12 protein-coding genes are annotated in these 13,727 nt (G+C 71.5%); 7 read left to right on the top strand and 5 right to left on the bottom strand.

Features of this window, described 5'->3' with window-relative positions; genetic code table 11:
- Positions 1-65: 65 nt before the first annotated feature.
- Entirely contained in the window at positions 66-305 is a 240-nt protein-coding gene (locus QWY84_RS05880) for a type II toxin-antitoxin system Phd/YefM family antitoxin (protein ID WP_290201513.1), read from the top strand.
- Positions 302-691: a type II toxin-antitoxin system VapC family toxin gene (locus QWY84_RS05875; protein ID WP_290201512.1), complete on the top strand. Its 390-nt coding sequence runs from the start codon at positions 302-304 to the stop codon at positions 689-691. Before QWY84_RS05880 ends, QWY84_RS05875 begins: the two co-directional genes overlap by 4 nt.
- Before the next feature lie 84 nt (positions 692-775).
- Here the strand turns inward: QWY84_RS05875 and QWY84_RS05870 are convergent, their stop codons facing one another.
- From QWY84_RS05870 to QWY84_RS05850, 5 genes are all read right to left on the bottom strand, one after another.
- Positions 776-2,323 (bottom strand): acyl-CoA synthetase, encoded by a 1,548-nt coding sequence (locus QWY84_RS05870; protein WP_290201511.1) that lies wholly within the window; start codon positions 2,321-2,323, stop codon positions 776-778.
- Between the two features lie 62 nt (positions 2,324-2,385).
- Positions 2,386-6,288, bottom strand: a complete 3,903-nt coding sequence (gene purL / locus QWY84_RS05865; RefSeq protein WP_290201510.1) for a phosphoribosylformylglycinamidine synthase — start codon at positions 6,286-6,288, stop codon at positions 2,386-2,388.
- Between the two features lie 88 nt (positions 6,289-6,376).
- Positions 6,377-7,450, bottom strand: a complete 1,074-nt coding sequence (gene bamC / locus QWY84_RS05860; RefSeq protein ID WP_290201509.1) for an NlpB/DapX family lipoprotein — start codon at positions 7,448-7,450, stop codon at positions 6,377-6,379.
- Between the two features lie 3 nt (positions 7,451-7,453).
- Positions 7,454-8,329 carry a 4-hydroxy-tetrahydrodipicolinate synthase gene (dapA, locus tag QWY84_RS05855; RefSeq protein WP_290201508.1) on the bottom strand — a complete coding sequence of 292 codons (876 nt, stop codon included), beginning with the start codon at positions 8,327-8,329 and terminating at the stop codon, positions 7,454-7,456.
- Between the two features lie 338 nt (positions 8,330-8,667).
- Positions 8,668-9,555 carry a lysophospholipid acyltransferase family protein gene (locus QWY84_RS05850; RefSeq protein ID WP_290201507.1) on the bottom strand — a complete coding sequence of 296 codons (888 nt, stop codon included), beginning with the start codon at positions 9,553-9,555 and terminating at the stop codon, positions 8,668-8,670.
- Between the two features lie 507 nt (positions 9,556-10,062).
- Here QWY84_RS05850 and QWY84_RS05845 point away from each other — a divergent pair.
- The 5 genes from QWY84_RS05845 to QWY84_RS05825 are packed head-to-tail and all read left to right on the top strand — an operon-like array spanning position 10,063 to position 13,719.
- The gene (locus QWY84_RS05845; RefSeq protein ID WP_290201506.1) at positions 10,063-11,130 is read left to right on the top strand and encodes an SAM-dependent methyltransferase; all 1,068 of its coding nucleotides are present in this window, start codon (positions 10,063-10,065) and stop codon (positions 11,128-11,130) included.
- Positions 11,131-11,188: 58 nt separating this feature from the next.
- Positions 11,189-11,455 carry a phosphopantetheine-binding protein gene (locus QWY84_RS05840; RefSeq protein ID WP_290201505.1) on the top strand — a complete coding sequence of 89 codons (267 nt, stop codon included), beginning with the start codon at positions 11,189-11,191 and terminating at the stop codon, positions 11,453-11,455.
- A gap of 22 nt (positions 11,456-11,477) precedes the next feature.
- Positions 11,478-12,116, top strand: a complete 639-nt coding sequence (locus tag QWY84_RS05835) for a COG4648 family protein (RefSeq protein WP_290201504.1) — start codon at positions 11,478-11,480, stop codon at positions 12,114-12,116.
- Positions 12,113-13,411 carry an AMP-binding protein gene (locus QWY84_RS05830; RefSeq protein ID WP_290201503.1) on the top strand — a complete coding sequence of 433 codons (1,299 nt, stop codon included), beginning with the start codon at positions 12,113-12,115 and terminating at the stop codon, positions 13,409-13,411. The genes QWY84_RS05835 and QWY84_RS05830 overlap by 4 nt, the downstream gene beginning before the upstream one ends.
- Positions 13,408-13,719, top strand: a complete 312-nt coding sequence (locus QWY84_RS05825; protein ID WP_290201502.1) for an ApeI family dehydratase — start codon at positions 13,408-13,410, stop codon at positions 13,717-13,719. Before QWY84_RS05830 ends, QWY84_RS05825 begins: the two co-directional genes overlap by 4 nt.
- The last annotated feature ends 8 nt before the right edge of the window (positions 13,720-13,727 follow it).

The following is a 13,727-nucleotide window of genomic DNA, read 5'->3' as shown; positions in this document are numbered from 1 at the left end:
CATTGCGAATCGATCGGCTCCGCTCTAGACTAGATTAACTAGACTAGGATCGAGAAAGAGCGACGATGCCCATCCAGATCAATATGTACGAGGCCAAAACGAAGCTCTCCCAGCTCGCCGAGCAAGCCCTGGCGGGGGAAGAGGTCATTATTGCCAAAAACGGCAAGCCGTACATGGAGCTTCGCCCCTACGCCATGCCGCGGCGCCAGCGAACGCCCGGCCGCCTCGCCGGCGAGATCCACATGGCGGCCGACTTCGACGACACCCCCGACGAGATCATCGAGGCCTTTGAGGACCGTTCGTGAGACGTTTGCTCCTCGATACCCATACGTTCCTGTGGTGGCTCAACGGGGATCAATCTCTGGGAGAGCGTGCCAAGGCAGCAATCGCCGATCCCCGCAATCAGGTATTTGTCAGCGCGGCGACTGGCTGGGAGATCGCCATCAAACAGGCCATCGGCAAGCTGCGCGTCGAGGAGGGAGACCTCGACACCATCGCGGAAGAGGAGGGCTTCACACACCTGCCCATCACCTTCTTTCATGGAACCCAGGCCGGCGCACTGCCTCGGCACCACAAGGACCCGCTTGATCGAATGCTGGTCGCCCAGGCTCAGGCCGAGGGTCTCATCATCGTCACGGCCGACGTCGATATTCCCGCATACGGGGTCCACATCCTGTCCGCGGAGCGCTAACCCCGCGCCTCGAGCGGACAACGGGCCCGAAGCGCGACCCTGTCCGCGCGGCATCCCACGCCGTTCGGCTCGCGCAAGCGCTCGCTACTCGCCGCCGTCGTAGCGCTCCTGCAGCGCGCGCTTGTCGATCTTGCCGGCGCCGGTGGTGGGCAGGGCGTCCGCGAACTCGATGCGCCGGGGCACCTTGTAGCGGGCGAGTCGTTCCTTGAGCCAGGAGCGCAGCGTGCGCGCCTGGATGTCCGCCCCGGCCACCGGCACCACCACCGCGCAGCCCACCTCGCCCCAGGTGCGGTCGCCGACGCCGAACACCGCGGCGTCGCTGACCTGCGGATGGGCATGGAGCACGTTCTCGATCTCCGCCGGGTAGATGTTCTCGCCCCCGGAGATGAACATGTCCTTGAGCCGGCCCACGATGGTATAGGCGCCGTCGGCGTCGAACCGCGCCAGGTCGCCGGTGTGCAGCCAGCCCTCGGCGTCGATGGCCTCATTGGTGGCCTCCGGCCGGTTCCAGTACCCCGGGGTGCGATGCGGCCCGCGGATGAGCAGCTCGCCGGTGGTCTCCGGCTCGGTCACCGGCCCACCCGTGCGGGTATCACGCAGGGCCACCTCCACGTGCATGAGGGGATAGCCCACGGCGCCCGGCTTGGCCCGTACCTCGTCCGGCGGCAGCCAGAAGGTGTTGGGCCCTGCCTCGGTCAGCCCGTAGCCGGTCTTGAAATCCACGCCCCGGTCCCAGAAGCGCTCGAACACCGGCAGCGGGCACGGCGCGCCACCGCTGATCACCAGCTTCAGCGGCGAGAAGTCCGCCTCCGGCCAGCGCGGGTGCTCCTGGAGCATGGCGAACATGGTGGGCACGCCGAAGAACAGCGTGACCTCGCCGGTGGCGACGAGATCGAACACCTGCGCCGGGTCGAAGGTGCTGCACACGATGCTGCAGCCGCCGGCGTGCACCAGCGGCGCGGTGAACACGTTGAGCGCGCCGGTGTGGAACAGCGGCGCGTTGAGAACGGCCGTGTCCTCGGGCCCGACGCCCCAGCTCGCCTGGGTATTGACGGCGTTCCAGGTGATATTGCCGTAGGTCAGCAGCGCGCCCTTGGGCAACCCGGTGGTTCCACCGGTGTAGCAGATCACCCAGGGGTCCTCGTGGGTGAGCGCGGGCATGGCCGGCGTCGCGGCGGACTCATGGGCGCGCTCGGCGAGGCTGGCGTCCCCGGGCAGCGGCTCGCCGTCCAGGGCCACCCAGGCCCGCACCGACTGCGCGGCGTCCTGCCGGCGCAGGTGGCCGACGGTCTCGCTGAAATCCGCCCCGTAGAACAGCACCACGGGTGCGGCGTCCTCGATCAGCGCCGCCAGCTCGCCGGCGGCGAGCCGCCAGTTGAGGTTCTGCAGGATGGCGCCGGTCTTGTTGCAGGCGAACCAGAGGTCCAGGTAGGCGATGCAGTTGCCCGCCAGCACGGCCACCCGGTCGCCCGGGCGCACGCCGAGGGCGCCGGTGAGGTAGCGCGCGGTGCGGTTGGCCACGGCGTTCCAGTCACGATAGCTGATGCGCTCGCCCGTGGCCGCATCCACCAGCGCGGTTCGCTGCGGGCTCAGCCGCGCCCGCCGATCCAGCCAGTCCACGGCACCGGGCATGATTCCCTCCCCCTTCTGCCGCTCGCTCCGGTTCTATCGTCTGCGGTGGCTGCGCCGTACTGCTACCCCAGCCAGGCCCGGGCGTTGCGGAACATGCGCATCCACGGCCCGTGCTCGCCCCACTCCCGCGGGTGCCAGCTGTGCTGCACCGTGCGGAACACCCGCTCGGGATGGGGCATCATGACCGTGACACGGCCATCCGGCGTTGTCACGCCGGTAATGCCGCCGGGCGAGCCGTTGGGGTTCGCCGGGTAGCGCTCCGCGGGCTCGCCGCGGCCGTCCACGTAGCGCAGCGGTACCAGGCCGGCCGTGGCCAGCTTGCGCGGCCCGTGCTCGGGGCTGAACTGCGCCCTGCCCTCGCCGTGGGCCACGGCGATGGGCATGCGCGAGCCCTCCATGCCCTGCAGGAACAGCGACGGCGAGGGCATCACTTCCACCTGCGCCAGGCGCGCCTCGAACTGCTCGGAGCGGTTGCCCACGAACGTCGGCCAGACGGCCGCGCCCGGAATGAGCTCCCGCAGCGTCGCCAGCATCTGGCAGCCGTTGCACACCCCGAGGGCGAAGGTATCGCCGCGCGCGAAGAAGGCGGCGAACTGCTCACGCAACCCGGCGTTGAACAGGATGGTCTTGGCCCAGCCCCCGCCGGCGCCGAGCACGTCGCCGTAGGAGAAACCACCACAGGCGGCCAGGCCCTGGAAGTCGGCAAGCCGCGACTCCCCCGCGAGGAGCTCGGTCATGTGCACGTCCACCGCCTCGAAGCCGGCGAGATGAAAGGCCGCCGCCATCTCCACGTGGCCGTTGACGCCCTGCTCCCGCAGCACCGCCACCCGCGGCCGGGCGCCGGCAGCCACCGCCGGCGCAGCGACATCCTCGGCCGGGTCGAAGCTCAGCGCGGCGTGCAGGCCCATGTCGTCGGCATCCAGGAGGGCGTCGTACTCCTCGTCGGCGCACTCGGGGTTGTCCCGCAGCCGCTGCATCCGCCAGGTCGTCTCCTGCCACAGCCGCTGCAGCTCGACCCGGTCCCGGTCCAGGAGCACAGCCCCGCCCTGGTCGAGCCGCAGCCGGTCATCGTCATTGGGCGCGCCGAGGACGTGCACGCACGCGCCGAGACCGGCCGCGGCGAAGCGCTCGAGCACGGCATCGACGCTGTGGCTGGCCACCTGCACCACCGCGCCCGGCTCCTCGGCGAACAGCGCGGCCAGGGGGTCGGCGGCGGACGCCGGCAGCGTCGCGGTCACGCCGGTGCGCGCGGCGAACATCATCTCCGCCAGCGTCACCAGCAGGCCGCCGTCGCTGCGGTCATGGTAGGCAAGCAGCAGGCCCTCGCGATTGAGCGCCTGGATGGTGGCGAAAAACGCCCGCAGGTCCGCCGGCTCGTCCAGATCCGCCGGCTGCTCGCCCAGATCGGTGTACACCTGGGCCAGAGCCGAGGCGCCCAGGCGGTTGCGCCCGCGGCCGAGGTCGATCAGCAGCAGCCGGCTGTCGCCGGCGTCGTTGCGCAGCTCCGGGGTCAGGGTGCGGCGGGTGTCATCCACCGTGGCGAACGCCGAGACCATCAGCGACAGCGGCGCGGTCACGCTGCGGGTCCGGCCGTCGCCATCCTCCCAGACCGTCTTCATGGACAGCGAGTCCTTGCCCACGGGGATGGCCACGCCCAGGGCCGGGCAGAGCTCCATGGCCACCGCCTCGACGGTGTCGTACAGGCGCGCGTCCTCGCCCGGGTGGCCCGCCGCCGCCATCCAGTTGGCGGAGAGATTCACGCGGGCGAGATCACCGACATCGGCCGCAGCCAGGTTGGTCAAGGCCTCGGCGACGGCCATGCGCCCGGACGCCGGGGCGTCCAGCAGCGCCACGGGGGTACGCTCGCCCACCGCCATGGCCTCGCCGGTGTAGCCGCTGTAGTCGTCCAGCGTGACCGCCACGTCCGCCACCGGCGTCTGCCAGCGGCCGACCATCTGGTCCCGCGCCACCAGCCCGGAGACCGTGCGGTCACCGATGGTGACCAGGAAATGCTTGGCGGCCACCGCGGGCAGGCGCAGCACGCGCTCCACGGCGTCGTCCGGGGATACCCCGGCCAGCGCCAGCGGGCGCGGTCGAATCGCCGCCCGGCGGACGTCGCGGTGCATTTTCGGCGGCTTGCCGAAGAGCAGGTCCATGGGGATGTGCACGGCGTCGTCGCCCAGCACACGGTCGCTGAGCAGCAGCTGCCGATCGGCGGTCGCATTGCCGATGACCGCGTAGGGGCAGCGCTCGCGCTCGCAGATGGCCCGGAACCGCTCCAGCTCCGCCGGCCCCACGGCGAGCACGTAGCGCTCCTGGGCCTCGTTGCTCCAGATCTCCATGGGCGACATGCCCGGGTCATCGCTGGGGACCTCGCGCAGCTCCAGCCGTCCGCCGCGCTCGCTGTCTTCCAGGATCTCCGGCACGGCGTTGGACAGCCCGCCGGCGCCGACGTCGTGGATGGACTGCACCGGGTTGGCCTCGCCCAGGGCCCAGCAGGCGTCGATCACCTGCTGGGCCCGGCGCTGCATCTCCGGGTTGCTGCGCTGGACCGAGGCGAAATCCAGCTCGGCATCGCTGGCGCCGCTGGTCACCGACGAGGCCGCCCCGCCGCCCAGGCCGATGAGCATGGCCGGGCCGCCGAGCACCACCACCCGGGCGTCGGCGGCCACCGGGCGCTTGTGCACGTGGGCGTCACGCACCGCGCCCATGCCCCCGGCCAGCATGATGGGCTTGTGGTAGCCCCGCACCTCGTCTCCCTCGGGGCCCGGCACGCGCTGCTCGTAGGTGCGGAAGCAGCCGGCGAGGTTGGGCCGGCCGAACTCGTTGTTGTACGACGCCGCACCGATGGGGCCGTCCAGCATGATGGCCAGCGGCGAGGCGATGCGCCCGGGCCGGCCCGGGTCGTCCTGCTCCCAGGGCTGCAGCGCCCCGGGCAGGCGCAGGTTGGACACGGCGAACCCGGCGAGCCCCGCCTTCGGCCGGGCGCCGAGGCCGGTGGCGCCCTCGTCGCGGATCTCGCCGCCGGCCCCGGTAGCCGCCCCCGGGAACGGCGCGATGGCGGTGGGATGGTTGTGGGTCTCCACCTTCATGACCAGGTGGGAGGCCTCGCTGCGGCTGCAGTAGACGCCGTCGCCCGGGTCGGCGAAGAAGCGCTCCACCCGGGGGCCGGCGGCCACGGCGGCGTTGTCGCTGTAGGCGGACAGCACGCCCTCGGGGCGCTGCTCGAAGGTGTGCCGGATCATGGCGAACAGCGAGCGCGGCTGCGCCGCCCCGTCGATGGTCCAGTCGGCGCGGAAGATCTTGTGCCGGCAGTGCTCCGAGTTCGCCTGGGCGAACATCATGAGCTCCACGTCGGTGGGGTTGCGGCCCAGCGCCGCGTAGCGCTCCACCAGGTAGTCGATCTCGTCGTCGGCCAGGGCGAAGCCCATGGCCTCATTGGCCCGGGCCAGCGCCGCCCGGCCGCCGCCGGTGATGTCGACCCGGCGCAGCGCCCCCGGCTCACGGGCGTGGAACAGCGTCTCGCCGGCCTCGTCATCGGCCAGGACCGTCTCGGTCATGCGGTCGTGGAGCAGCGGCTCCAGCCGGGCACGCTCGGCCGCGCTAAAGGCGCCGCCGCGACGCTGCAGGCGGAAGACGCGGCCGCGCTCGATACGGCGGACATGGGCGAGCCCGCAGTTGCGCGCGATATCGGTGGCCTTGCTCGACCACGGCGAGATGGTGCCGGGCCGCGGCACGACCAGGAACGCCTCCCAGCCGTCGCCGGCCGGATCCGGGCTTTCGCCGTCGGTGAGCAACGTGCGGAGCCTGCCTGTATCCGCCTCCGGGGCCGCATCATCGAGCAGCACGAAATAGACGAAATCGACCCGCAGGGCCGCCACCGCCGGGACGTGCTCGCGCAGCTCCCGGAGCAGCTTGTCGATGCGGAAGGACGAGAGAGCGGGATGACCGTTGAGGCGCAGCATGTTGTTCGAGTTCCACGGTTCAGCGGGCGGCTTGCGCGCGCCCCGTACGCCCCGGGAGCGCGTCGTCCCGGGGCGCGCGGCAGCCGGATCAGCGCATCTGGTCCCGGATCACGGTCAGCAACCGCTCGGCGAAGCGTTCGCTGACGGGCTCGCCGTCCTCGGTCTGCACGGTCACGGCCGTGCCTTCCTCCGGCGACCGGACGAGAAGGGCATAGGTCCCCGGCTCCATATTCGATTCGTTGTCGCGCCAGAACAGCAGGCTGGCGAAGAACCCGGGACCGTCGTCTTCCTCGACCGCCGGATCGTAGCGGACCAGGAAGCGTCCCTGGGCGCGGTCGCGGTCCTCGACGGTGAAGGCGGCACGGTCCAGGGCCAGGCCCACCCGCTGCCAGGTATTCAGGTAGCCTTCCTGGCTCAGCAGCCGCGGCTGACCGTCGGGGCCCGTCTCCAGGCGCGCGACGGGCTCCTCCTGCGCGGTCACCTGGCGGGCGGCGAAGGCTTCCTCGGCGCCGAGGTGGAGCATGAACGCCCGCAGCACTTCCGCTTCCAGGCCCCGCTCGGCGGGCCGCGGTGCCCAGCCGTCATCACCGCTTGCGGCCACGCGCCGATGGGCGGCGAAGACGTGGGTCCGATCGCCGTCATCCGTGGGCTCCACGCGGAGCAGGTACTGCTCCGCAAGCGGGCCGAGCTCCGGGGCCCGCTCGGTGGGCAGCAGCGCGCCGCCGGCCGGACCCAGCGGCCGCGGCAGCCACTCCGTCTCGATCACGCCGAGCTGCTGATTCTTGCGGGCAACCGGGACCTCCTCGGCAGCGAGCCAGCTCTCCAGCTCATTCCAGACCTCCCCGGGGCCGGCCTCGATCTCCAGCCAGCGCTCGGCGCCCTGGTGGCGTACGCGCATGCCCGGCGGCTCCGGCGCCACCTCCCGCGAGGCACGCTCCTGCGCCTGCCGGTCTTCACCGCTCAGCGTGGCGCTGCCCTGGCCGACAGCGGACTCCGGCACCTGGCCGATACGCTCGTCGGACAGGTCCGGCGGCACTTTCAGGCGCTCGCTGCGCTCGGGCTCACCCTGGCGATCGCCGGCGCAGGCGGCCAGCAACACGGCGGCGAGCACCAGCACGAGAACGGAACGCGGGCGGCGGACAACTCCGGAGGTCACAGTCATCGGTTACTGCACCTCCGCCAGCTTCATGGCCTGGCGGACGGTCTCGTGATGCTCCTCCGGCAGAGGCGTCAGCGGCAGGCGCAGCGTCGGCCCCATGAGCCCCATCTCGCTCACCGCCCACTTCACCGGAATGGGGCTGGTCACGGTGAACAGCGCCTTGTGCAGGGCAGCCAGCTGCGCGTCCAGCGCCTCGGCCCGGTCCGTATCGCCCTCCAGGGCGGCGATGCACATGTCGTGCATCAGTCGCGGCGCCACGTTGGCGCTCACGGAAATGCAGCCCTTGCCGCCGGCGAGGATGATCTCCCGGGCATTGCCGTCGTCGCCGCTGTAGACGTCGATGCGGTCGCCGCAGCGCTCCAGGATCTCCCGCGGGCGCTGGATGGTGCCGTAGGCCTCCTTGACGGCGACGATGTTGGGAATGTCCGCGAGCCGCTCGACGGTCTCCGGCAGCATGTCGCAGGCCGTGCGGCCCGGGACGTTGTAGAGGATCTGCGGGATCGGCACCGCCTCGGCCACCGCCCGGAAGTGCTGATACAGCCCCTCCTGGGTGGGCTTGTTGTAGTACGGCGTGATCAGCAGCGCCGCGTCGCAGCCGGCATCCATGGCGCAGCGGGTCAGCTTGATCGCCTCCCAGGTGGAGTTCGCGCCGGTACCGCCGATCACCGGGATGCGCTCGCGCGCCGCCTCCACGGTCAAGCGCATGAGGTGGCAGTGCTCGTCGTAGTCGAGCGTCGCCGCCTCGCCCGTCGTACCCACTGCGACGATGGCGTCGGTCCCGTTCGCCACGTGGAAATCGACCAGGCGCTTGAGGGCGGCCTCATCCACCGAGCCATCCTCGTGCATGGGTGTCACCATCGCGACCATACTGCCACGAAACATCGCCTTCGCCCCCTGGGGAAAATGGACATTGCATAGTACTTCCGGGCGCTTGCACAGACAAGGGAGCGCCCGTCATGACGGCGTCATTGCTAGGGAAACGCTGAACAATTCCCTAAGGAAACGCTGAACAATTCGCGCGAGCCTCTGGTCGAGCAGCGCGGGCGCAGGCAAGGCGCGTTGCGCCGCGCTGTACTGGCGGTACAGTCAAGCAACGCAACGCCGGCTGCGCCCCGCGCTGCTCGGCCCCGAAGGGCGCCCCACAGCGGCGTTGTGGGGCGCAGAGGCACGCGGGAATTGTTCAGCGGTTCCCTAAACGGACACCGGGTGCATCATCGAGTTCACCGCCAGAAGTCGTAGAAGTTGAACCAGTTCTCCGGTGCCGTGCGGACATGGGCCTCCAGACGCTCGGCGTAGCGGCCGGTCATGGCTTCCAGCCAGGGCCCGCGCTCGTCGCGGGGCACATGCCCTCCCTCGTAGAGCGGCTCGAAGTGGATGGCATAGCGGTTGCCGCCGTGGTAGACGCCGAAGAACTGCACCACCGGCGCCCCGGTCACGGCGGCGAGGCGCAGCGGGCCGGTGGGGAACGGGGCCGGCTCGCCGAGAAACGGGTGGCGCACGGCGTCGTCCGAGCCCGCGCTACGGTCCGCCAGGATCCCCACCAGGGCGCCTTCGTTGATCGCCTCGCTGATCATCAGCGAGGCGCGGGGATCGTCCAGGTCGATCACCGCCCGGGCGACGTCGGGATTGAGCTCGTCCAGCACCCGGGTCAGCAGCGCATTGTGCCGCCGCCGCATGACCACCCGGATGTCGTAGCGCACGCGGTTGACCGCGAGCGCGCGCAGGACCTCGAAGCTGCCGAAGTGCGCGCCCAGCAGCAGCCCGCCCTGGCCGCGGGCCACCATGGCATCGAGCTGTGCGCAGTGATGCACGGTCACGTCCAGCACTTGCTCGCGGCCCGTGAGCAGGAACACCCGGTCCAGGATGACCGAGGCGAAGCAGTGCATGTGCCGCGCGACCTGCCACAGGACCGGTCGCCGCCCGGGGACCCGGCGCAGGAAGGCCCGCGAGGCGCGCCGGGAGGCCGGGGCGAAGAGCAGGAAATATGCGGTGATCGGGTACAGCAGCCCGCGTGCCGACGGACGTCCCAGGTGCAGGGCTATCCAGCGGATCGTGTGGAGCGCCAGCGGCGTGCTGCGCTCCTGGTGCTGCAACCACTCCTGTGCCATGGTCTTACCCGGGAATACGGTCGGGACGGGAACCCGGGCCCGGCCGTGCGCCGCACAGCCCGCCCCGGCACGCCGGATGTCCGGTCAGTGTGCCGCAACCCGGCGGCCGCTGAAAACGCCCGCGGCCCGCAGGGGCGCGATTCCGGCACGATGAGGGCACCCTAGTGTCCCGTCCCGGAAGTTCGTGCGATTGATGCGCTCCGCCGGGCCGGGTTTGCAAGGCGGCGACGCGAAGGCGTGGTGAGACCACGTCGAGCGGCGCCAACGCCGCAAGACCGGCCCGCCGGAGCGCCCGCGGGGAGGCCCCAGCGTCGCCAGCGCCGCGTTGCGCCTCCTCAACGTAGTATCACTACGCCTTCGTCGCCGCGCCTTGCTCTGACGACGCTGGGGCCTCATCAATCGCACGAACTTCCGGGACGGGACACTAGTCACCGGGTGCTTACGCAGCGCTTCGCGGTTAGTATAATCCGGGCCTTTGCGTCACTGCCCGGTGATTGCCCAAGGATCATGTTCACAAAGGACCGCGAACGCATGACCGCCCTGGAAGCCAAGTCCCGCGCCCAGACCCTGGCCTTCGCGCCGTTCGCCTTTCAGGCCACCGTGGCGCTGCGCGACCTGGGTATTCTCGCGGCCATCGGGCGCGCCGGGCCGGCCGGGCTGGACCGCCGCGCCATCGCCGCGGAGACCGGCGTATCCGAGTACGGCGTGTCCGTGCTGCTGGATTTCGGCGCGGATCTGGGGCTGGTCGCGCGGACGCAGGACCGTTTCGCCCTGGATGATGTCGGCTATTTCGTCCTCCACGACGAGATGACCACGGTCAACATGGATTTCACCCGGGACGTCTGCTACCACGCCCTGGGCGCGCTCACCGAGTCCATCCGTAACGGCCAGCCCGAGGGATTGAGCGCCCTGGGCGAGTGGCCGACCATCTACGAGGGGTTGACGCATCTGCCGGAGCCGGCCCTGTCGAGCTGGTACCGCTTCGACCACTTCTACTCGGACCGGGCCTACGACGAGCTGCTGCCGCTGGTGTTCGACGGCCCGGTGCGCCACGTCCTGGATATCGGCGGCAACACCGGGCGCTGGAGCCTCAAGTGCCTGCAGCACGATCCGGACGTCACCGTGACCATCGTCGACCTGCCGGCGCAGCTCGACGCCGCCCGGCGGAACATCGAGGAAGCGGGCTTCGGCGGCCGCGTGGACTACTACGCCGCCGACCTGCTCGACCCGACCCGGCAGCTTCCCGGCGGCACCGACGTGCTGTGGATGAGCCAGTTCCTGGACTGCTTCTCCGAGGCCGAGGTCACGAGCATACTGAACCGCGCGGCCCACGCCATGGACGCCCGTGCGCGGCTGTACATCGTCGAGCTCTTCCCGGACCGGCAGGTCTTCGACGCGGCCCGCTTCAGCCTGGATGCCACCTCGCTGTACTTCACCTGCGTGGCCAACGGCACCAGCCGCATGTACCACTCGGACCGGTTCCGGGAACTGGTTAACGCCGCGGGACTGACCATCGAGCGTACCATCGACAACGTAGGCGAGGGGCACACGCTGCTGTGCTGCGCACGCGCCTGACCGCCCGGCGGGGCGGCGCCGCCGACGGATACCCAATCATCGCACCGAGGAGGGCCCAATGAGCCAATCTGCGCTGGAGCGCGAGGTCGCTGAACTCATGGTCGAGAACCTCAACCTCGAGGACACGGCCCCGGAAGAGATCGAGCCCGAGGCACCGCTGTTCGGGGACGGCCTGGGCCTGGACTCCATCGACGCCCTGGAGCTCGCGCTGGCCGTATCCAAGCGCTACGGCTTCCAGCTCCGCGCCGACGACCCGGAGAACGAGCGCATCTTCTCGTCGCTGCGCCAGCTCGCCGCCCATATCGAGGCCCACCGCACCAACTGAACCGGCCGGATGATCCGACGCCATGGCCCGCGCGCTCGCAGCAATCCCCTGGACCGTCCTGTTCCTCGGCTGCTACGCCGCCACCGTCCACCTCGGGGTGCTCGGTGACTACCCGCAGGCGGGCCTGATCGCCCTCGCCGCGCTGGCCGTGTGGCTGCTGCGGCCCGGGCTGCGCGTACGCCACCCCGGCGCCTGGCTGGCGCTCGCGGTCGTCGCGGCGGTCACCGCCGCGGGCCTGGGCACGGGCCGCGCGCTGGCCGTTCTCTACCTGCCGCCGGTGCTGGTGACCCTGATGCTGCTGCTGGTCTTCGCCGCCAGCCTGCTGCCCGGGCGCACGCCGCTGATCACCGCGGTCGCGCTGCAGATGGGCGAGACGGACACGCCGGCGGTGCGCCGCTACACCCGGCGGGTCACCTGGGGCTGGAGCCTGCTGTTCGCCGTGCTGGCAGCGCAGAACACGGCGCTGGCGTTGTGGGCATCGCCGGCGGTGTGGTCGCTGTTCGCCAACATCCTCAATTACGTCATCGTGGCCGCGGCGTTCCTGGTGGAGTTCCGGCTGCGCCACCGGTTCCTGCCCGGCCACCGCTACCCGAGCTTCACGGGCTTCGTGCGCGGACTGGCCGCCCATGGCGGCCCCTGGCGGGGGAAGCGGCCGTCATGAACCACCGGCACGCCGCCCCCCTGCTCTGGCGCGACGGCCGGCCCCTGCCCCGGGACGAGGTGCTCGCCCGGGCCGCCCGCTTGGGCCGGCGCATGGCCGGCGATCAAGCGCCGGTACTGAACCTCTGTGACCGGCGGGACCGTTTCATCACCGGCTTCATCGCCGCGCTCGCCGCGGGCCGGCGTACCGTCCTGCCGCCCAGCCCCGCCGCCGAGGTGATCGCCGACCTCCGGAGCCGTCTCGACATCGGCCTGACCCTGGACGACGACTGGGTCGGTCACCACGCTGCAGGCAATGACGAGCCCGGCCCGACACCGCCCACGGGCCTACCCGGGGATGACGACCGGCGCCCGGCCGCCACCCTCTATACGTCCGGGTCCACGGGGGCGCCGACGCCCCACGAGCGGCGCTGGGACCAGTTCGTCCAGGGGGCGCGGCTGCTGAACCGGGCCCTCGGGCTGGCGGACCGGGAGCCGCACCACCTGGTGGCCACCACCCCGCCGCAGCACATGTACGGTCTCGAGGCCAGCGTCCTGCTGCCGCTGGTCGCCGGCCACAGCATCCACGCCGGCCGCCCCCTGCTGCCGGAGGACCTGCGCTCGGCGCTGGCGCAACTGCCGCAGCCGCGGGGGCTGATCACCACGCCGCTGCACCTGCGCACCTGTCTTGAGGAAAGCGAGCGCGCCTGGCCCCGGGTGGAGGTCACCGTCTCCGCCACCGCGCCGCTGGAGCCCGAGCTGGCCGCCCGCGCCGAGGCCGCCCTGGGCGGCGCCGTGTACGAGATCTACGGCTCCACCGAGACCGGCGCCATGGCCTGGCGCCGGCCCACGTGCGAGACCCTCTGGAGCCCCATGCCGGGGGTTCGCCTCGCGCCGGCCGATGGACGCTGGCACGCCTCCGGACGGCATTTCCCGCCCTGCAGCCTCGCCGACCAGCTCGATCTCCGCGACGACGGGCGGTTCGCCCTGCAGGGCCGGGACGCCGACCTGGTCAAGATCGCCGGCAAGCGCGGCTCCCTGAGCGCCATCCACCAGGCGCTGGTGTCCGTGCCCGGGGTAATGGATGCCGTGGTGCTGCCGCCGCCGCGGGACGGTGACCGCCAGCGCCTGCGGGCCCTGGTCGTGGCCCCGGAGCGCAGTCCCCGGCAGGTGCGCGACGGCCTGCGCGGCCGCCTGGACCCGGCGTTCATCCCGCGGCCCATCGTCCCGGTGGCGCAGCTGCCCCGCAACGAGCGCGGCAAGCTGCCCGCCGACGCCCTGCAGGCCCTTCTGGAGCAACTGGGAATGGCGCCATGAACGAACACGGCCGCTTCACCATCCCTGCGGACCACCCATGCCTGCCGGGCCACTTCCCGGGCGATCCCGTGGTCCCCGGCGTGGTCCTGCTGGACCATGCCCTGGCGGCGATCCGGCCCGCGGACTCCCCGGCGGGCCTGGAGATCGCCCGGGTCAAGTTCCGGCGCCCGGTCCGGCCGCAGCAGGCGGTGGCCGTCGAGGCCGGCGACCCCGACGGCCACGGCCGGGTGGTGTTCCGCTGCCGGGTGGAGGGCGACACGGTGGTGGAGGGCATGGTCCGCAGCCGGGCGGCCGCGGACTCCGTCTGACCCGGGAG

This window comes from Aquisalimonas lutea (assembly GCF_030409225.1).
Classification (GTDB): Bacteria; Pseudomonadota; Gammaproteobacteria; order Nitrococcales; family Aquisalimonadaceae; genus Aquisalimonas; species Aquisalimonas lutea.
This window is presented reverse-complemented; position numbering and strand designations above follow the sequence as displayed.